This window comes from Thermostilla marina (assembly GCF_054657455.1).
This window is the reverse complement of record NZ_BAAHYR010000001.1, coordinates 4,510,479-4,529,893: the sequence shown is the minus strand read 5'-3', so window position 1 is coordinate 4,529,893 and position 19,415 is coordinate 4,510,479. Positions and strand designations below refer to the sequence as shown.

Sequence of the window (19,415 nt, the reverse complement as noted above, 5' to 3'; positions counted from 1 at the left end):
ACGGCGGAGAGTACGGTTGCCGCACGGAGAACATCCCGCCGGATCGCTTCCGCGCTGATCGTTTCTGCCGATTTACGGCAGATCGATTGCCCGAAGTTCGAAGGGGAGCGTCGTCTTCAACAAGCCCGTCGGCAGCCGGATCACGAAGTCGTAATCGTCGATCGATTCGTTCGGTTCGAGGACGAACACGGCGGTCGCGGCGATCGTGTTCGGCTCGGGCAGCGTACTTTCCAGGCCGGCGAGTTCTACACGTCGTTCACCGGCCTCGAGGTGGGCTTGGAAGTCGGACACCCAATCGAAATGCGATTCCATGCCGCCTTGGGCGTCCTTCATGCGGATCAAGAGACCGACTTCGTACACGTCCTCGTCGGCCTCGCGAACGTCTTGCAACGTCAGCTGCACATCGCCGTGCTGCGTCGTCTTGCCGATGGAACGCAGGGACAGACGGACATCTTCATAGTTGCCCGACAGCAGGATGCCCAGTTCGCCTTTCAGTCTTGCGATTTGCTGCGTTCGCCGCGGCGGCAGACTCAAGGGGACGGTCAATTCCACGGCGGCGACACCTGCGGCCACGGGAATTTCCGGTCGAATCGGCACGGCCGGCTTGGGGAAGGGGCCCCCGTGCTCATCGTAAGCTTCGATCGACTCGCCGGGCAGCCAGATGTTGACCGGTCGAAGACGCGGTTCCCAACTAACCTGCAAATCGAGCCGCAAACTGTTGTTGCCCGGATTCGCGAGACTGCGGGCGGCGATTACTTGCGTCGGCTCCAAGCGGAACGATTCGACGTACACCGCGCGACGCGAGCGGGCGATCTGGCCCGGCTGCCTCTCGACGACCTGAAGAGTGCCTGCGGGGGCGTACGGATACAAGTCGGCCATGGCTTCGTCGAGGACTCGATCGACGCCCTCCCAAAACGTGACGTTTTGCAAGTCGAGCGATACGGGGTGGTCGAGAATCGAGCCGACGCCTTCCACGACGACGTCGTTTTTCGTCGCGCGGGCGATTTCTTTCAAAGCCTCGTGCAACGGCCGGTCGTCGAAGGAAAGCGACACGCGCCGCACGGCCGCGAGCGACTTGGTTTGGGCCTCGAACAACGCCGTGCGTATGCGTGCCAGCCGGGTTTGCAGTTCGGCCGAAGTCGTCTCGTCGGGCTTGGGAAGCAACGGCAGGATTGCCGGTCCCAGTGCGATCAGGTCCTGTTCGGCTTGTTCCCGCTCGACCAGCACGTTCGAGTCGAGTCGCCGGAGCAACACCCGCACCCGAAGAGCGGCCTCGTCGTCGGCCCGGGCCGCCTTGGGCGGTGAATCGGCGGGCGCCTGGGCCCGAATGGTCGATTCGGCGATCGGATCCCCGAAGACCGCCCACGCGAAAACGATCGACAGCAGAACACGCGTGCCGAACCGTTCTTTCGGGCGCAAACAGCGAATGCGGAAGAGCGCCGTTGCGATGATGCGGGACATGGCTTTTCCTGTTTGAAAGTCCGGAGTCGACGGTACAGATTGCGGTTTCCGGATAAGAGCCGCAACCGGGGGACGTATTGCCCCCTTGTTATTTTAGCCGCGGTAGCTGGAAGATTCGCCTTGGTTTGGGCCGTCCCCGCCGGAGTGGGGCGATTTGCCGTTGCGGTTTTGCACGATTTGCGACTATCATACGCTCCGAACGGCGAGGCCGCCGGTTGCGATTGCGCGCCGAAGTTTCCGACGGCCTGTCGGCAAGGATACGGCATGGATGCCGATCGTACCGAGTCGGCGAAACTCGACGCAAGGAGTGCGACCTTGGATGATCCGCGGCAAGCTTCCGAGAAACTGCGGGCAATCTTGATGCTGGGCATCTTTGTCGTGTTGCCCGTGCTGGCGGCTACCTGGCCGACCGTCCGGCAATTCGTCTTTGCGCCCGTGGCCGGTCACGACGAATCGCCCGTGGCAACCTTGCCGAACGAGCCGCTCTTGGCGATCGAATCGCCGTCCGCTCCGAAGGATGAGGCAACAGGAAACCCGTTCGCCTCCGAACTTGCCGAACCTTCGCGAGTCGTCGCGCAGTCGACGTCCGACGTTTTCCCGGCGGGTTCCCTTCCAGCGGAGAACACAGGCAGTTCGCCGCCGCAGTATGCCCCTTACGCGCAATGGCCCGCCGATTCAGGAAATCCCCGTCCGATCGAAACGGCCGCCGTCGATTCGCAGCCGGTCGCGGTGCCTGCTTTCGGCGAGATGCCTTCGAATTCGGTTCAGCCTTCGAACACGATTCGACCATCGGCCGCGCCGAACACGGCTATGAACGAGCCGACCGGTACACTTGCCGGCGGCACGCCGTCACTGAGCCCGGGCATGCCGTTTCCGGCGTCGCCCGGCATGAGCGGCTCGGTCGGACCCGCGCCGACGGGCGGTTTGCCGGCCATCGAACGACCGCCGCTTTCTCCCGAACAGGCCCAAGCTGCCGTGGCCGCCATTCAACAGCGATTGCAGTCGCTGGGGGCCATGCGGTACCGATTGGAACCATGGGGAAATGCAGGGCAGTTCTATCGGTTTACCTGCGACGTTTCGATCGACGGTTCAGCCGAGCGTTTGCAGCACTGGGAATCGATCGATCGGGATCCCGTGCGGGCCATGCAGGACGTCCTTTCGCGCGTGGAATCGTGGACGGCCCAAGTGCGGCGCGCCGGCACGTGGCAGCGCTGACCCGACTTTTCTCGGTGTGAAGGAGTCGCTAGGCTCACACGGTGGTGGGCGTCGCCGCAAAGCTACTCGTGTCTCATGCCGTCGGGAGACCCAATGAGATTTGGCAATCCGTATGCCGTTCCGTGGCTTGGCCGCATGAAGAAAAAGCATGCGGAAGGTTTGCGCGGACGCGCGGCGGAGCAGGTCCGATGGGGCATGCCGTTTCGTCGAGGCCGGCAAGCGACCAGCGGGATCGCGCCGCAACCGGCGGGCGGCTCGCGCCCCGAAACCGAGGAAGATGCCGCTGTACGGGAGCCGGAATTGGCGAGGCTGGAAGCGGCCCTCTTTCTTGCTAAAGCCCCCCTTTCGGGTGGAAAATTGTCGCAGTTGGCCGACTTGCCGCCCCGCACACGTACCGATGTCCTCGTTCGACGGTTGAATGAACTGTACGATCGACGTGGGTGCGCTTTTCGCGTGGTTTCCGTGGCAAAAGGATATCAATTGAGGACGCGACCGGAATTCGCGTCTTGGCTGCGGCGATTACGACGCCTTCCCTTGGAAGTGCGTCTTTCGTCACCCGCACTGGAAACGCTTGCCGTGGTCGCCTACCGACAGCCCATTTTGCGGACGGAAATCGAAGCGATCCGCGGCGTTCAATGCGGGGAAATCCTACGACAATTGATCGAGCGAGGGTTGGTCAAGGTCGTCGGCCGAAGCGACGAGTTGGGACGGCCGTATCTATACGGGACGACTTCGTATTTTCTGGAAGTTTTTGGGTTACGGGATCTGGACGAACTTCCATTTCCCGAGTACCGTAAGCCGATCGAAGCAAACGTGTCGACCGCTGCTTCCGTAGAGGAGGCGGAGGAGAACGAAGATTCCGGTCTCGGTGACCCATCGGCATCCGAAGGCGCCTAAACACTTCCCTCACGACTCGGAGAGGCATAGGATGGGTTGGCGTTGCCGAGGACGAATCGTCAGCTGCGACGGCGCGTCGATCTATTCGCAAAATAGCGTGGATTCGGCGCACGGACTGCCGATAATCGGATACACGTGTCGTTTCCGGGAAGGGGAGGTCCCCGGTTCCTCGGACGATGAACGGTTGTTTGCCACCCAACATCCTTTTTGGAAACAAGGGGATTGAGCCGTGAAGATTGCAGGCACTGTGGAATTCGTCGGCAATCGGTCGTGGGGTGTAGAAGAACGGGCGTGGTGGGAGCAAGACGAGCGAGAGTCGCTGCCCCTGGCCTATGGCATGGATGACGACGACGATTGGGACGACGAGGAATGGGACGACGAGGACGAGGACTGGGAGGAGGACGAAGAAGACGAATGGGAAGAAGAATGGGAGGAAGTTGAAGACGAAGATCTTGACGAAGAAGACGAGGAGGATTGGGAAGACGACGAAGACGAGTGGGAAGAAGACGAAGACTGGGACGACGACGAAGAAGACGAAGACTGGGATGACGAATGGGACGACGAAGATGATGAGTGAGGGCGTCGCCCACGTCTTGCCGTCGTGTTGAATGTCCTCCGACCAGTGCCCGCACGACGAAAATTTCGCGGCATATAGCAAGGCCGCCTGGATGATCCCGGCGGCCTGTTCGTATGCGCGCAGGCGATTGCCCGTTGTGGCCTGAACCGCCCTCGGATCACTCGTTCGGATCGCTCAAGCGGAAGAGTTTCTTGACCGCTTCCAACAGGGTTCCGGCGGTCGGTTCCCGTAGCGATTCCAAGGGCGGATGCAACAGCTTGTTGACCAGCCGATCGAAGGCGATCCGGATTTCGCGTTTCGATCTGTCGTCCAGGTCGGGAAGCTTGTTGAACAGGCGCGCCAGCTCGGCTTCTTTGACTTCGTGCCAATCTTCCCGCAGGCGGCGAATGAGCGGGCCGCTGACCCGTTGTTGCAGCGTCGTGAGAAAGTTTTGCGTTTCTTGATCGACGATCTTTTCGGCGATGGGGATCTCGCGATCGCGTTCTCGGCGGTTGCGGGCGCAGGCTTCTTCGAGGTCGTCGATGCAGTAGAGGTAGACGCCGGGCAGATCACCGACCGCCCGCTCGAAGTCCATCGGCACGGCCAAATCGAGGATGAACAACGGACGTTCGTAGCGAGGGGAAACGGTCTTGCGAAAGTCGTCCGCCCGCACGATCGGTTCGCCGGCGCCGGTCGTGCTTACGACGATGTCGGCGGCATCCAGGGCGGCGAATCGCTGGTCCCAGGGAAGAGCGGTCCCCTTCCATTTGCCGGCGAGTTCCTTGGCCTTGTCGGGGCTGCGATTGACGACCGAGACCATTACGGCCCCTTCTTCGCGGAGGTAGCGAAGTGTTTCGTCGGCCATTTCGCCCGCCCCGATGACGAGTACCATCTTGTCGTCGAACCGTTCGAAAATACGGCGTCCGAAGTCGCCGACGGCGACGCTGGGAATGCTCACCCGTCGCTGTTGTAAGGCCGTTTCCGACGCGACCCGACGAGCGGTTTTCAACGCCGATTGGAACCACGCATGCGTGATCGGGCCGGTGGTTTCGGTTTCGACGGCGATGCGATAAGCCTCTTTCACTTGGGACAGGATTTGGGCCTCACCGACGACCATGCTGTCGAGGCTGGCGGCCACGCGGAAGAGATGTCGCACGGCCTCGGCGTGTCGGTAGTGGTAGAACGCATCGGACGGCACCTGATCTGCTGCGGGACGATGCGAGACGAGAAAGCGAACGACGTCGTCGAACGAGGGCAACCGTTCTTCGGCGGCCGTATAGATTTCGACGCGGTTGCAAGTCGAGACGATGACGACCTCGGTGCCCGGAAAACGATCGACGAAAGCCTCGAGTACGCGCGGAAGCTCATCGGCCGCCAATGCCAGCCGTTGGCGCATCTCGACGGAAGCGGTGCGGTGATTGCAGCCGATGACTTGCACGTTCATTACGCATCACCTCGTCGGCAGAGGTGATCGGGCGACGGAATCATGGCCGAGACCGCGGCCGTGGAGGATTTTGCAGCGGATACGTTTTGGGGGTTGCTTGCCGGTGGTGCGGTGTCGTCGCGACGTCCGCCGTGTTGCGTCACGCGCGAAAGGACCGTGCCCAACGCCAGCACGAGGAACACGAAACTGACCAGCGTCAAATAGGCGACCTTGCGGCCTTCGCGAGCCGGACGATAGAACGTGCCCAGTCCGACCATCAGCACGAGCCATCCGAACATTCCGGCGGTCGCCAGCACGACCGGATCGTACCAGGGCAAACGAGGCTCACCGGCTTCCACCGAAATCACGTTCAACACGACCCCCGAAAAAATGCCGACGGCCAGCGCCGCGATGGCCACGCCGATCGCGCGGATGTTCGTCCGCCGAAGCCATTCCAGACTCGGCAGCGGCAATCGCCCGAAGCGTTTGTGCTTCAGGCGAAAGCTTTGCCCCAAGTACATCACGCCCGCCGAGAAAGCCACCAGCACCGACAAGCTGGCAACCAACAGCGAGATGCCGTGAACGGCACCGAGAACCTGGGATGCCGGACCGCGGGCGAACGGTTGCGCGTCGGCCAAAAAATAGCCTACCGCCAGCAACGCCAGAGCCAACGGCAAGAGACAAACGGCAAAAGCCCGCCGCGTGTCGAATCGGCTCCACAGCAGGTAGATCAACACCAGCCCCCAAGCTGCTCCGAAATACCAATCTTGCTTGATCCCGAACAGGGAAAGACCGGGTGAAGTTTGATAGACGACCGCTAGTCGGTACATCAGGTAGATGGTGTGGACGAGCCAACCGGCGGTGACGCATCCCAAGCTGAACGGCCGTCGGAACGACCAGTTGTGTCGCAGACCGGCAAATTCGATGACCAGCGCCGCGGCGTAGGCGATCGCCAGACAAACAATGATCGCCGTGGTCATGATCGAGGCTCCCCTTCCGATGGCTTCCGAGCGAGCGGCCGGTCGACCGGCCGCCGGAAGATAAAACGCGGCGGCCGCGCGTCAATCGTCATGATCGTCGGTTTCTTGGAGTCCGTATTCCTTGATCTTCTTGTGCAACGTATTGCGATTGATACCCAACTTGGCCGCTGCCTTGATTTGCACGTTGTCGCAAGCGGCGAGCACTTGGGCCAACAACTCTCGCTCGACGCGGCTGACGATCTTGGCGTGCAGGGCGTCTTCGTCCGGACCGGCGGTCGCCAGGCCGACACGAACCAGTTCGCCGACGAGCGAATCGAGGTCGGCGGTGCGCCGTTTTCCGATCCGCGGCGTTTGCCGACCGAGGACGACGTCGGGCAGCAGGTCGCAGGTGATTTCATCGCCCGGGGCCAACACCACCGCCCGCTCGATGTAGTTCTGTAGTTCGCGCACGTTGCCCGGCCAGTCGTAGTCTTGTAACGCCTGCATCGCCTTGCGATCGACGTGGGGCACGTGACGGTTGTTTCGCTCATTGTAGATGCGAAGGAAATGGCCGACCAGTTCGGGAATGTCTTCCCGCCGTTCTCGAAGCGGCGGAACGTAGATCGTCACCACGTTCAGCCGGTAGTAAAGGTCTTCGCGAAACCGTTCTTCTTCGACTTCTTGGACCAGGTCCCGGTTGCTGGCGGCCACGACGCGGACATCGACCCGAATCGTTTTCGTATCGCCGACGCGTTCGAATTCGTGTTCCTGCAACACCCGCAGAAGTTTGACTTGCAATGTGGGGCTGGTCGAATTGATTTCGTCGAGGAAGATCGTACCGGTGTGAGCGGCCTCGAATCGCCCGGTACGGTTGTCGACGGCCCCGGTGAAAGCGCCGCGGACATGGCCGAACAATTCGCTTTCCAGCAGACTTTCGACCAATGCTCCGCAATTGACCCGCACGAACGGACCGCTGCCGCGATGCGAAAGACGGTGGATCGCCTTGGCAATCAGTTCTTTGCCGGTACCGGTTTCCCCGAGCAATAGGACGGACGCGTCGGAGTCCGCGACGCGACGCGTCAGGTGATAGACTTCGCGCATCGCCCGCGACGAACCGATCAACTCGGGAATCGGAGGGCTCGCCGCCTTGTCGTCGGTACGCATTACCGGGCCTCGTCCGTTTCCGTTCCTGTTCTCGCAACGCAATTAGGGGGAAGTTCGCGGTCGGAGGGCGGTGCGAGTCGACCGCCGAACCGACCAGGGTAGGCTCACGTCTCGGGGCGACCGGTGGCGGTTTGCATTTGCCGAATCTTCATCGGCGCTTCGATGATGTCGAGGATCAAACTGAACACCTTCTGCGTACCGGGGTCCATCGTTTCGCTGGCGTTGTAGCGATCGTACTGGAGCATGATTTCGTCGGTGGTGAGCATCACGCCGTGCTGCTCGACGTTCCGCCGGAAGGCGTCGACGGCCGCCACCCGCAGCGGTAAGGGAAGGCTGACGCGGCCCGCGAAATCGACCAGCGCCTTTTGCGCCCGATGTGTGCCGACCAGCGCCAGAATCGCCGTACCGCGATCTTGAAGCTCGGCGACCGTCAGAGCGTGCAGGCCGACGCCCTCGACGTCCAGCGACGGATACGCCGGACTCGGACGCTCGTACAACGCGCGAATCCAGTCCAAAGCCGTTTGGGCCTGGCGGATGCGTTCGTCTCGCGATAGATAATCCCGATCGGGCAGTGCCAAGAGACGCGATGTCTGTTCCTGGACGCTTTCCTGGTCGTGCGGTCGCGCGAAGGCCAAGACCCAACGATCCCGCTCGGCCAACTTGCGGGCGCGATCGAGTTGATCGGCGGTAGCGAAGATCCCCACGGGTATCCGCGCCGTCCCTTGGATTTGTCGTAGCGGATCCAGCATCAACGAAAGCGAAGGCCCTTGGATCGAGGCCGAAAGGAAAATCAACTCGAAGTCGGGCGAAGAAGAAACCGCCCGTAACACCTCACGACCGGCGGCGACGGTAACCACGTCGAAACCTTCACGTTCCAAGTGTCCGGCGATCCGCATCGAGTCGGCGACGGAGGGGCCGGCGACGATGGCGCGTCGTTTGCCCGTCGTCGAGGCGAAGTACACGAGGCTGTCCGACACGTATCCCGCACCGGGGAAGGGGCTACCTGCGTTGAGCTTCAATGCGGCCTGCATCGCCGCGAAGCGCACGCGACGGTCGCCGAACCGCATCGCGTCGACCAGTGGTGAGACGCTTTCTTTCCGCTCGTAGAGGACCGACAGGTCGCCCCGGTGTTCCAGCACGCGGACCGCTCCCATCGATGCGGCGACCAGTTCTTCGTCGAGACACCTCTCCAAGACCAGCGACAACTCGCCTGTCGTGAAGTCTTCTACCACGGCCGCAAGCTGCGGATCCCATTCCCACATCAACCGATCGATGCCGAATCGAAACGCCTCGTCTTCCAGTGCGGCTTGGGCGTACAAGCAGCGTAGCGCGGGATCGTCCTCTTGCCCGCGAAGTGCCGCCGCGGCAAAGCGAGCGGCTCGACGGCGTCGGGCCTCTTCCCGGTCGATCTTCAAAATCTCAAGTTTGTTCGCCTGGTCATTCCAGAGGGCGTAGTCGACCTCCGTCGGATCGTCCGGGCCGAAGGCCGTAGGCGGTTGCAACGCGGCTGTTGCTTTAGCGGCCAACAGGCGTATCGACTCGTTCGGCGAGGGCAGACGCCCCATCAGCTTGAGCACGGCAGCCTCGGCCAACTCGCGGATCTCTTGGGAGGTCTCGGGATCCATCCGAACCGACAGCAGATCGTAGATCGTTTCGCGTTCTCCGAGGGCGGCCAAGGCGAGAATCGCGTGCCGGCGGATCTCCGGATCGTCGGCGTCCAACAAGGCCCCCAGCGGACCGGCGGCGTTGCTGCCCAGTGCGGCCAACGCCTGGCGGATGCGGGCCGTGTGAGCTGCTTGGGTCGGATCGACGAGCTGTTCGACGAGCGGACCGACGGCCGCCTGACCGGCCTGCCGCAAGCCGTCGACGGCGAACCAAAGTGCGTCCCCTTCAGCGGTTTTCAACTCGTCGATCAGTCGGGCGATGCGTTGCGGATCCCGATTACGACGCTCGACGGCGGCGAAAATGGCCAAGCTCAATTCTCGCCCCGACGGCGCCAAGTCACGATCGGCCGCCAACGCGTACAACTTCGAAGCGCCGATCTGGTCGGCCAGCGAGACCAACGTGGCGTCGTCCAGGTCGGCTCCCAGCAGATCGTCGACGAACGTTTTGGCCTTGTCGACGGCGCCGAGATCGACCAGCACGATCGCCGCGCGGAGCTTCTCCAAAGGCGTACTCGGATTGGTCGCCAGCAGGGCCGCTACGGCAGGATCTTCCGGTTCCGGCGGCGGTGGAAGCTCGACTTCTTCTCTTGCCTCGGTCCTCGGGCCGGCGGGCTCGCCTTGCGGAACCCCGAACGGATTCTCTTGGGCAAGCCCCATGCGAGAAACGGTCGCAACGACCGACACGACGACCAGGATGTGTATCGCTCGACGCATGATATCGTTCTCGTTCGATCCGGTTGCTCGTTTCTGCCGGCCGCCGCGACGGCGGCGACTTTCTCGCACTACGTCGTTGGTGTTTCCGACAAAATAGGGCATCGGTCGCAGGCGGCAATGGTGCGGTACGACCGTTCACGTCGGGAAACACACTATAATCTAGGACGTCGCTTCACCGGCGCACCACTATCCCATTGTCATGCCGAACCAATGACGGGAACGGCACGCCTGGATCAGGAGGCATATGCCGGTTATGTCGATTCGACGGGCCGGACGGGCCGAACCGGTCGGTCCCGCGACCCCGACGAGCAACAGCGGTGTTCCGCACCGCGGCTGCGATCAGTCGTCTTCCGAGACGAGATTCAACCTCTCCTTCCAGCGGAGGATTTGCTGCCGAACCTGGTCCGGGGCCGTCGAACCGTAGCTTTGCATGGCTTTTACGGTGTTTTCGACGCCCAGCACGTTGTAAACGCTTTCGTCCAGGCTCGGTTCCGCCTCCCGCAATTCGTCGAGCGACAGTTCTCGCAGCGGACAGCCTTTTTCCATGGCCTTGCGGACGAGTCTTCCCACCAGCCCGTGTGCCGTTCGCTGCGGAATGCCGCGGCGGATGAGGTACTCCATGAGCGTCGTTGCGTCGAGATAACCGTGCTCGAGTCGAGCGGCAATCGCTTCTCGATTCAGCTCGGCGCCCGCCACCAGCGGTGCCGCCAGTTCGAGGCAAATCTCGACGGTATCGAAGGCATCGAACAACGACGGTTTGTCTTCTTGCAAATCCCGGTTGTAGGCCGTCGGCAGCCCTTTGACCAACACGATCAACTGCTGGAGGTCGCCGACGACGCGCCCCGTCTTTCCTCGAATCAGCTCGAGTACATCGGGGTTCACTTTTTGCGGCATGATCGACGAGCCGGTGCAAAACGACTGCGGTAGCTTCAAAAAGCCGTATTCGACCGTCGACCACAAGATCCACTCTTCGGCCAGCGTGCTCAGGTGCAATGCCGTTTGGGTCAGGGCGAACACGAACTCGAGGATGTAGTCGCGGTCGCTTACCGAGTCGAGGCTGTTGTCGCTGGGGCGGTCGAACCCGAGCGCCTCGGCCGTGGCGTGCCGATCGATCGGCAGCGTGGTTCCGGCAAGGGCGGCCGAACCCAGCGGACACACGTTTACCCGCTTGCGGCAGTCGGCCAGTCGTTCGCGGTCGCGGGCGAACTTCTCGCAGTAGGCCAGCCAATAGTGCGGTGCCAAGACGGGTTGCGCCCTCTGCAAGTGTGTGTAGCCGGGCAAGATGACGTTGAAATCACGCTCACAACGCGAGACGAACGCCTTTTGCAGTTCCGACAGCAAGCCGTCGATCCGGTCGATCGCGTCGCGTATCCAAAGACGGGTGTCGGTAGCGATTTGGTCGTTTCGGCTGCGGGCGGTGTGGAGCTTGCGCCCCGTGTCGCCGATCTTTTCGATCAGCGCCCGCTCGATATGCATGTGGATGTCTTCCAGTTCGATCCGGTACGTGAATCGCCCCGATTCGATTTCGTCGCGGATCTCGAGCAGGCCCTGCTTGATTTCGCGGCACTCTTGCTCGGTCAACAGGCCTACGCGGGCGAGCATCTCGGCATGTGCGATCGATCCGGTGATGTCATGGGCGTAGAGTCGGCGGTCGAAGCTGATGCTTTCGCTGAACCGTTCGACACGGCGATCCGTTGCCTCTTGAAATACGCCAGACCAAGGTTTGTCCGCCACCGCCGATCCTTTCCGTGGGCAGAAACCGGAATCTTCCCAATTTGCACCAACTTCCCTACTCTAAATGCCTTACGGCGACATGTCAACGTGCCGCCAAAGCGCGCAAGCGTGTCCCGCCGTGCACAATTCGACGTCGCCGACATTCCGAGCGGCATGACAAAAGGGGATGTTTGCGTAGAGCAGGAAAACAAGAGACGAGGCGATTTCGGGCGGGCGTTAGTATTCCTTCCGCGAACCGAAGCCGCGCATGCAGACGGCCCCGATCAGAATGACGACCACGAACAGGACCATCCATTCTCGCACGTTCAAATGGCACAGCTTGTTCAGTCCGCGATCGGCCCAATAGAGGACGATTTGGAGGAGCGTCTTGTTGCCGTATTTGTACAGGTACGCTAACAACATGGTTGTCATTCCACGTTACGCGACCGAATCCGAATCGGTCGTCCCAGCCGAAGGTTGTGCGAACGGAAATCGTGTTCTGCCCATCATAAGTCTAGGTTATTTTGCGGTGATCCGACGGCAGGAACGAGCGGGATGGGGGCTTGTCGGAAGCGCTGCCGGGATTGGAAAACGCACTGGAGGGGGCCTTGTCGAAGACGCGGGCGGGTCGGCAAAATAGAACTCATCGGCGGGATCGGAAGAGCCGATTCGATCCGGACGGAACGAGCGGCAAGCGGCAGATGAATTTGGCCCGATCCCCCTTGCAAGTCGTCTTCGGCGACCTATATAATCGAAAATCTCCCGCGTGAGGGATTGTTCTCTCTCATGCGACGGTCGAATCGACCGGTCGGGGGTGTAGCTCAATTGGTTAGAGTACTGGACTGTCGATCCAGTGGTTGCGGGTTCGAGTCCCGTCACCCTCGCTTTCCACGCGGCGCATTGCGTCGCGTTTTTTTGTTTCTTGCGGCACCCCGAGCATAATGCGAGGCTGGTGCGGCCGATTTCTGGGGGGGATACAGTCACATAATAGGCGGGGTCATCTGTTTGGGCGTCTAAATACGGGTAGCGGCGCGCGCAAGCAGCGGGGCATCGATGGGATGCCGGGACGGCCTACCTTACACGGAAGATTCCCTGCCAAGAAACGGAGAAAGCCCGGGATTTCCGGGCTTTGCGATTGGGTGCCAAGTGTACCCGTCAGGAATCGGGGCGGCCGGATTCGAACCGGCGACTTTCTGCTCCCAAAGCAGACGCGCTAACCAGGCTGCGCTACGCCCCGAAGCGGTTGTGAATCGTGTTGCGGGTGACGCCGAGCTGTCGGGTCGGTTCGATCCGTCGCACAAGCTGCATCAGACGGGCGAGCACCCGGCCATGAATTGCATATTGTCGACAACCGAGCCTTGCGGCTCGGCGTGTGCCGATTGCGATCCTTGCATCCTAACTCGGCCGCGTTGCCGCGGCAATGGGAGGACGCTGCACGTTGCCGGGCGAAAATTCGCATCGGCAGGCCGATCGCCCGGCGACCGAGTCCGCTCACGTTTCTTCATCGAGCGGCCCGCAGATGTAGTCGCGCAATCGCTCGAACTCTTCATGCGATCGGAAGGAGATGACGATTTTGCCGCGGCCGTTTCCGTTGTGGACCAGTTTCACCTTCGAACCGAGTGCCCGACGGAATTCCTGTTCGAGTGCGGCTAGGTGGTCCCCGGGCACGGTGGCCACGGCGGAGGATTTCTTGCCTGCCGATTTCGACGGCGACGTCCCGGGGCGTTCGCCTCGTAGCCACGCTTGGACGAGGGCCTCGGTCTTTCGAACGCTGAGCCCTTCTTGCTCGACGTACTTGCCCGCCTCGATTTGATCCTCGGCGGTGGGCAGCCCCAGCAGAGCGCGGGCGTGGCCTTGCGTCAGCCGGTTTTGCCGGAGGGCTTCTTGCAGCGGCTCGGGCAGATCGAGCAGACGAATCAGGTTGGCCACGGTAGAGCGGTCGATGTTCAGTCGCGAGGCGAGCTCGTCTTGGGTTGCGTCGTATTCTTGGAGGTATCGCCGGAACGAAGCGGCCTTTTCGAGCGGGTTCAAGTCTTTGCGCTGCAAGTTTTCGACGATGGCCAGTTCGGCCATTTCTCGTTCGTCGGCCTCGATGATGCGGACGGGAACCCGTTTCCATCCGGCCTCCTTTGCGGCCCGTAGTCGCCGTTCTCCGGCCACCAACTGGTAGCGGTCGCCGGCCTTTCGGACGATCAACGGTTGCAGCAGGCCGTGTGATTTGAGGCTGTCGGCCAGGGCGCGGATTTCATCGTCGTCGAACTGTTCCCGGGGTTGGAAAGGGTTCGGATCGATGCGGTCGACGTCGAGTTCATCGCCCGGCCTCGGCAGGTCGGCGACGGGAATGCCCGTCGAATGGACCGGGCCGTGGAGCTTGCGCGTCACCGGCTTCGTACCGGCCGGCCGGTCGGGGATCTCATAGAGTTGTTCGACCGAGTTCCCGTAAGGGGCTTCGCCTTCGCCTGCGGCGGGTACATGCGGCTTGGGCACACCGTCGGGCGATTCGCCGGGAGCTTCCGGCACGCGTCCCAGAAGGGCCTCTAAACCACGACCCAATCGTTTGTCTTTACTCACTTTCGAGCACCTCCATGCACAATTCGACGTATGCTCGGGCGCCGCGACTGCGGGGAGCATACTCGATGACGGGCAATCCGTGACTGGGCGCCTCGCTGACGGCGACGTCGCGAGGGATCACCGTGTGAAAGACGATTTCTCCGAAGAACTCGCGGACTTCCTGTTCGACTTCGAGGGTCAGCTCCAAGGCGGGATCGTACATCGTCAGCAAGATGCCGCCGAACTGGAGCTGGTTGGGGTATTCGGTCATTACGAGGCGGATGACCTCGATCATTTGGGCAAGCCCCTCCATGGCGAAGTATTCGCACTGGATGGGCATCAGGATCTCTTGCGACCCGGCCAAGGCGGTTCGGGTCAGGCTTCCCAGCGACGGCGGACAATCGAGCAATACGTAATCGTATCCGGCCGGTCCGGCCAGTAATTGGCGGCGCAAGCGGGCCGAGTAGGTGCCGTCGTCGCGGGCCAGGGCGTCGACGTCGCGGAAACTGCGGCTGCCGGGCAGCAGGTGCAGGCCGTCGATCCGGGTGCGGCGGATGTCCTCCCTTAACGGCCGACCGGCGACCAACGGATGGTCCGTGGTCGGCATTTCTCCCAAACCTGAGGTGGCATTGCACTGCGGATCGAGGTCGATCAGCAAGACACGCGAAGAGGCCTTGGCCAGACACGCGGCCAGATTTACGGCGGTGGTCGTCTTGCCCACGCCGCCTTTCTGATTGGCCACGCAAATGACTTTCGGCACGAAGAGCCTCCTTGCCCGATGGTGCCGGTCGCGATGTCGGTCGGATCCTGCTGCGCGCGGAAGACGCGTGGTCTTCGCGTCAAACGTCATCGGCGATTCTAGCAAACGCCCGCGGGGTGAAAAATGCCAGTTTGCCGCGGGAGAGCCCGCGCCTGCCGCTGCCGGGCGGCCCTCGAGGCGGAGAGGTTCCTGCGTGCGAGGCGGGTTGTTTCACGTGGAACGCAAACTTTGCGAAACTTCTGTAAGTAGCCGAGGCGTGTTTCACGTGAAACCTTGCCGCGTTTGACCGGCCTGATTTTTCCGATCCGGTGTCGGGAAACCTGAGTCGCAACGTAGAGATCGAAGTTGCAAGGGGATATACTGCGGGAACCCTCGGAGGTGCGATGCGCCGACGACGATCGCTGACTCGCGTGTCGTCCATGATGATGCGGCTTCGTCGCCATCCATTCTTTTCCGCACATGCGGGGCAATCTCATGTCGACGATTCGAATCCGGTGTCCTCGATGCGGGCAGGGATACGCGATCCAGCCGCACATGCAGGGCAAGCAGGTAGCGTGTGCACGCTGCAAGACGTCGTTTACCGCAGGTAGCGATCCCCGGCAGGCATTCGACGCAACGAAACCGAGAGAGGGGCGAGCCGGGCCGAAGTCGGACGCCGAACTGGGTGCCGTCGCCCGGCACGTGTTGGGATGTTTTCGCGGCACGTTGCCACCGATCGGGATTTCGTTCCGCTATCAACTCGGCGTTTTGGTGTGCACGATCGTCTTGTTGTTACTGGCGGCGATCTATCTGGGATTGATCGTCGGGGCCGCCTATTTCACGTATCGGCACGCCGTGAATGACACCTTCTGGATGGCGGCGGGCCGAGGCTGGGGATTCCTTGCGTATTTGATCGGCCTGATCGCCGGCGTCACGGTGGTGGCTGCGTTGATCGTCCCGCTGTTCATCCGGAGGAAGAACGCCACGAACTTCTATCGATTGACCCGCGAGGCCGAACCGGCGTTGTTCGCCTTGATCGACAAGCTCGTCGAAGAGGTCGGCTCGCCGTCTCCTCGCCGGGTGTCGGTCAACTTGGAAAACAATGCCACGGCAATCCGGCACGGTCTTGGAGGACTGGAACTGCACGTCGGCCTTCCGCTCGTTGCCGGGTTGAAAACCGATCAACTTGCCGGTGTCATCGCGCACGAACTGGGCCACTTTACCCAAGGTTGGGCGTCGACTTTACTGCGGTTGAACGGCCGCATCATATCGTGGCTGGGGTACGTCGTATTTGAAAGCGAATGGCATGACCGCATCGTTGGTTGGTGCAAGCGAGCAGGCGGGGGTTTCGAGTTCTTCGGCATTGTTACCGGCCTGGTCATGCGGGGCGTGCGATTGATCTTTTGGGGCTTATTCCATGCGGCGGTGGCGGTCGCGGGATTCATGATGCGGGAGCAGGAGTACGACGCCGACCAGTTCGAGATTTGGCTGAACGGTTCCCGCAAGTTCGGCCACACGCAAACACGCCTGATGGAGTTGACTTTTGCCGAATCCCGCATCTCGGATCGGCTGGAAGAGTTCTACCGCAGTGGGAGGCTGCCCGACAGCTTTCCGCATTTTTTGGTGAGCGAGTGGGAGACGACGCCGGAGGACTTGCGGTCGGTCGTGTATCACACGCTGGGGCGTCAGAAGACCCGCTGGAGCGATACACATCCGTCGACGCCCGATCGGATTCGAAGGGCGTTGTCGTTGGAGGCCCCCGGCGTGCTTCACTGCGATCTGCCGGCGGCCGCCTTGTTTCGCGATTTCGACGGATTGTGCCGGCAGGTCACGCTCGACCACTACCGGCACGTGTTGGGCGATCGTTTTCGGCCCGACTTGATTCGCCCGGTAAATGAGCTGGCGGACGCGCTGAAGAAAGAGAGCGCGGCCGAATTGGCCTATCGGCGATTCTTCCAAGCGGCGATTCGCGTGACGCGTCCCTTGAGATTCGAGCCGCTGTGGGGGCAGGAAGAACTCACCGTATCGCAACTGAAGGCGGCGTTGGAAGAGCGACGGCGCGAGATTCTTGCACGCGGGGATACCACCCGCGCCCTACTCGAAAAGTGGGACGAACGATATGAAGAACTGAAAATCGTCGAAACGCTTCGGATCGTGGTCGACGTGGGGTTGTCGGTGGATCCGTCGAAAATGCCGCGTGGATTCGGAACGTCGGCCCAAGCCGCCGCGGTCGAAGCCGAAATTCGAGGCGAACTTGCGCAGATCGGCCGATCGCTGACCGAATGGGAAAACCTGCTCGCTCGGCGATTGTTTGACTCGCTGCGATTGCTGGGATCGCCGGAAGTCCTCAAGCGGATTCCCGACGGGCAGGCTCTTTACCGCGAGGCCGAGAGACTGATGCCGGCGACGCGGGCGATCGGCGACGCCCTCGGCACCTTGGAGCAGTTGGGAATGCTGTGCAACCGCTTTCAGTTCATCGCTGAGGTTGCTACAAACGTCAAACCGAATCGAGCCGTGATGTCGCGGTTGGAAAACGTGTGGAGTCGAACGGGGAACGAGATTGCATCGTTGACCCGATCGTTGCTCGACAGTTGGAATGCCATTCCCTTTCCCCTGGAACACGTGCAAGCGGGAATGACGCTCGGGGCCTACGTGTACGCGCCCGATTCCGAATCGCAGAATGAACCGCTGATTCAATCGTACAAGGTCGGGAACGCCCTGTTGGATCGTACCGGCGAGTTGCTGCGGCGATGCTACGCGCGACTGGCCATGATCGGCGAACAGATCGAAGCCGCCGTCGGCCTGCCTCCGCTTCCTTCGCCTGCAGTCGCCAAAGACGAAGATTGAACGGCGTGCCTCTGTGGAGTGGTGTTGTGTGGCCCAGTAGAACTAGAAACGGGTCTCGGTTGTTTGGGGCCGAGACCCGTTTGGCATTCTTGCGAGGTCGCGATTCGTCGCTTGCTCACGTGCACTTGCGCGCTTATTCGAGCGGATTGATGACCAATCCCGAGGCGAGTTTGGGGTAGAAGTACGTGCTCTTGGCAGGCATTCGTTCGCCCGACAGGCTGACGTTGCGGATGTCGTCCACCGAAGCGGGCAACACCAGCGCCGCCATCGGGTATTCGCCCGATTCGAGTCCTTCGACGACTTCACGTACCAGGTGGACGTAAGCGGGCTTGGGCAATTCGGTGACGCCCAACAGATTCTCGATCACCAGGCGGTGGAGAATGGCTACACCGAGCGATCGCCATGCTTCGGTATGATCGGCGGCCACCTGTTCCATGCGTTCCTGCCCGGCGGGCGTGATGCGGGCCAAGGTCCAGGTGTCGTCTTTGCGGGTGTACAGTGCAAGCGAGCCTTGGTTGCCGTCTTGTTCGATTCGCTCCCAAAGTTGATGGGCCGCCTGCGGACCTTGCGCAACCGTCTCGGTCTCGAACGCGTCGCCGAGCTTGGCCGCCAGTTCCCCGGCGTCGAGTTCCGGCACGCCCGTGAACAGCCGGTGCGTGGGGAGTACGGTCAGGCCGGGATCCTCCATCGCCACGCACATCATCAGCACGTAGCGAGCCGGGTGTTCGGGGTGCAAAAGTCCCATCTCGGCGACGTGGCGCATGTATTCAAGGGCCGTTTCGTAGCGGTGATGACCGTCGGCGATGAAAACGGGGCGATTGCTCATTGCCGAGGTCACGGCGGCGATGACGTCGACATCGGTAGCCGGCCACAGTCGGTGCTCGACCCCCAGGTGATCACGGGCGACCAACGGTGTCTTGTCGGCGACGGCGGCGTCGAGCGCGGCTTGTACTTCGGTTTGGGGATCGGGATACAAACCGAAGATTTGGCTGAGATTCGCCTTGCAGACGGTCATCAGCATCAGGCGGTCCATCTTGGGACCGGGAAGGGTTTCTTCGTGCGGGAAGACGGTACCCGTCCCGAAGGGCTCCAGTTTCGAACGGGCCATGAAGCCTCGCCGCACGAATCGGCGGCCTTCGACTTCGAATTCTTGGTGATAGACGTAGATGGCCGGATCGGCTTCGGTGACCAGCACGCCCTGTTTGAGCCAAGTGTCGAGAAACTTTTTCGCCCGAATGTAGCGGTTGTCGGCCTCGTCGTCGGCCGGCTCCTGCCGGTTGAGAATCAATCGCACCACGTTGCAGGGATGCTTTTTGTACAGTTCGTCCTGAAGGTGTTCGTCGATCACGTCGTAAGGCGGTGCGATCACGTCGCTCAACGCGCCGACTTGACCCAGGTTGTAACGAATCCCACGAAAGGCTTGAATCTCGGGCATGGAAGCGTCGGTGGACTTTCTAAAGCGGGAACGATTCGTTTTCGAATGACGAGACCCAATTCAAAAACCGGCACGACC

The 19,415-nt window shown here is 61.5% G+C and carries 14 protein-coding genes and 2 tRNA genes; 5 read left to right on the top strand and 11 right to left on the bottom strand.

What is annotated here, in order from left to right:
* Positions 1-72 precede the first annotated feature (72 nt).
* The gene (locus ACYQ2I_RS16380) at positions 73-1,461 is read right to left on the bottom strand and encodes a hypothetical protein (RefSeq protein ID WP_460168108.1); all 1,389 of its coding nucleotides are present in this window, start codon (positions 1,459-1,461) and stop codon (positions 73-75) included.
* Between the two features lie 264 nt (positions 1,462-1,725).
* Between ACYQ2I_RS16380 and ACYQ2I_RS16375 the strand changes: the two genes are divergently transcribed.
* The 3 genes from ACYQ2I_RS16375 to ACYQ2I_RS16365 all read left to right on the top strand — a co-directional run bounded on the left by ACYQ2I_RS16375 (position 1,726) and on the right by ACYQ2I_RS16365 (position 4,150).
* Positions 1,726-2,676, top strand: a complete 951-nt coding sequence (locus ACYQ2I_RS16375) for a hypothetical protein (protein WP_460168107.1) — start codon at positions 1,726-1,728, stop codon at positions 2,674-2,676.
* A gap of 93 nt (positions 2,677-2,769) precedes the next feature.
* Positions 2,770-3,573 (top strand): SMC-Scp complex subunit ScpB, encoded by an 804-nt coding sequence (gene scpB / locus ACYQ2I_RS16370; protein WP_460168106.1) that lies wholly within the window; start codon positions 2,770-2,772, stop codon positions 3,571-3,573.
* A 229-nt stretch (positions 3,574-3,802) separates the two neighbouring features.
* Positions 3,803-4,150 carry a hypothetical protein gene (locus tag ACYQ2I_RS16365; protein WP_460168105.1) on the top strand — a complete coding sequence of 116 codons (348 nt, stop codon included), beginning with the start codon at positions 3,803-3,805 and terminating at the stop codon, positions 4,148-4,150.
* A gap of 157 nt (positions 4,151-4,307) precedes the next feature.
* Here the strand turns inward: ACYQ2I_RS16365 and hemA are convergent, their stop codons facing one another.
* The 6 genes from hemA to ACYQ2I_RS16335 all read right to left on the bottom strand — a co-directional run bounded on the left by hemA (position 4,308) and on the right by ACYQ2I_RS16335 (position 12,189).
* Positions 4,308-5,573, bottom strand: coding sequence for a glutamyl-tRNA reductase (hemA, locus tag ACYQ2I_RS16360; RefSeq protein WP_460168104.1), 1,266 nt, complete (start codon positions 5,571-5,573; stop codon positions 4,308-4,310).
* The gene (gene ccsA / locus ACYQ2I_RS16355; protein ID WP_460168103.1) at positions 5,573-6,532 is read right to left on the bottom strand and encodes a cytochrome c biogenesis protein CcsA; all 960 of its coding nucleotides are present in this window, start codon (positions 6,530-6,532) and stop codon (positions 5,573-5,575) included. The genes hemA and ccsA overlap by 1 nt, the downstream gene beginning before the upstream one ends.
* Before the next feature lie 81 nt (positions 6,533-6,613).
* Positions 6,614-7,675, bottom strand: a complete 1,062-nt coding sequence (locus ACYQ2I_RS16350; RefSeq protein ID WP_460168102.1) for a sigma-54 interaction domain-containing protein — start codon at positions 7,673-7,675, stop codon at positions 6,614-6,616.
* A gap of 104 nt (positions 7,676-7,779) precedes the next feature.
* Positions 7,780-10,053: a hypothetical protein gene (locus ACYQ2I_RS16345; RefSeq protein ID WP_460168101.1), complete on the bottom strand. Its 2,274-nt coding sequence runs from the start codon at positions 10,051-10,053 to the stop codon at positions 7,780-7,782.
* Positions 10,054-10,392: 339 nt separating this feature from the next.
* Entirely contained in the window at positions 10,393-11,787 is a 1,395-nt protein-coding gene (gene argH, locus ACYQ2I_RS16340) for an argininosuccinate lyase (protein ID WP_460168100.1), read from the bottom strand.
* Positions 11,788-12,003: 216 nt separating this feature from the next.
* Positions 12,004-12,189: a hypothetical protein gene (locus ACYQ2I_RS16335; protein ID WP_460168099.1), complete on the bottom strand. Its 186-nt coding sequence runs from the start codon at positions 12,187-12,189 to the stop codon at positions 12,004-12,006.
* A gap of 387 nt (positions 12,190-12,576) precedes the next feature.
* Here ACYQ2I_RS16335 and ACYQ2I_RS16330 point away from each other — a divergent pair.
* Positions 12,577-12,650: transfer RNA gene (locus tag ACYQ2I_RS16330), tRNA-Asp, on the top strand.
* Positions 12,651-12,928: 278 nt separating this feature from the next.
* On the opposite strand, the gene ACYQ2I_RS16325 is transcribed toward ACYQ2I_RS16330, so the two are convergent.
* The 3 genes from ACYQ2I_RS16325 to ACYQ2I_RS16315 form a co-directional block, all read right to left on the bottom strand.
* Positions 12,929-13,003, bottom strand: a tRNA-Pro gene (locus tag ACYQ2I_RS16325).
* 254 nt (positions 13,004-13,257) lie between these two features.
* Entirely contained in the window at positions 13,258-14,337 is a 1,080-nt protein-coding gene (locus ACYQ2I_RS16320; protein ID WP_460168098.1) for a ParB/RepB/Spo0J family partition protein, read from the bottom strand.
* A complete protein-coding gene (locus tag ACYQ2I_RS16315) occupies positions 14,330-15,076 on the bottom strand; it encodes a ParA family protein (protein ID WP_460168097.1) in 747 nt (248 codons plus the stop codon). The genes ACYQ2I_RS16320 and ACYQ2I_RS16315 overlap by 8 nt, the downstream gene beginning before the upstream one ends.
* A gap of 474 nt (positions 15,077-15,550) precedes the next feature.
* Here ACYQ2I_RS16315 and ACYQ2I_RS16310 point away from each other — a divergent pair, with 474 nt between their 5' ends.
* Positions 15,551-17,902 carry a M48 family metalloprotease gene (locus tag ACYQ2I_RS16310; RefSeq protein WP_460168096.1) on the top strand — a complete coding sequence of 784 codons (2,352 nt, stop codon included), beginning with the start codon at positions 15,551-15,553 and terminating at the stop codon, positions 17,900-17,902.
* A 133-nt stretch (positions 17,903-18,035) separates the two neighbouring features.
* Here the strand turns inward: ACYQ2I_RS16310 and ACYQ2I_RS16305 are convergent, their stop codons facing one another.
* A complete protein-coding gene (locus ACYQ2I_RS16305) occupies positions 18,036-19,337 on the bottom strand; it encodes a DUF1015 domain-containing protein (RefSeq protein ID WP_460168095.1) in 1,302 nt (433 codons plus the stop codon).
* Positions 19,338-19,415 lie beyond the last annotated feature (78 nt).

Coding starts and splice junctions, on each gene's coding strand:
- ACYQ2I_RS16380 (WP_460168108.1), bottom strand. CDS start 1,461: ATGTCCCGCATCATCGCAACGGCGCTCTTCCGCATTCGCTGTTTGCGC.
- ACYQ2I_RS16375 (WP_460168107.1), top strand. CDS start 1,726: ATGGATGCCGATCGTACCGAGTCGGCGAAACTCGACGCAAGGAGTGCG.
- scpB (WP_460168106.1), top strand. CDS start 2,770: ATGAGATTTGGCAATCCGTATGCCGTTCCGTGGCTTGGCCGCATGAAG.
- hemA (WP_460168104.1), bottom strand. CDS start 5,573: ATGAACGTGCAAGTCATCGGCTGCAATCACCGCACCGCTTCCGTCGAG.
- ccsA (WP_460168103.1), bottom strand. CDS start 6,532: ATGACCACGGCGATCATTGTTTGTCTGGCGATCGCCTACGCCGCGGCG.
- ACYQ2I_RS16350 (WP_460168102.1), bottom strand. CDS start 7,675: ATGCGTACCGACGACAAGGCGGCGAGCCCTCCGATTCCCGAGTTGATC.
- ACYQ2I_RS16345 (WP_460168101.1), bottom strand. CDS start 10,053: ATGCGTCGAGCGATACACATCCTGGTCGTCGTGTCGGTCGTTGCGACC.
- ACYQ2I_RS16335 (WP_460168099.1), bottom strand. CDS start 12,189: ATGTTGTTAGCGTACCTGTACAAATACGGCAACAAGACGCTCCTCCAA.
- ACYQ2I_RS16310 (WP_460168096.1), top strand. CDS start 15,551: ATGTCGACGATTCGAATCCGGTGTCCTCGATGCGGGCAGGGATACGCG.
- ACYQ2I_RS16305 (WP_460168095.1), bottom strand. CDS start 19,337: ATGCCCGAGATTCAAGCCTTTCGTGGGATTCGTTACAACCTGGGTCAA.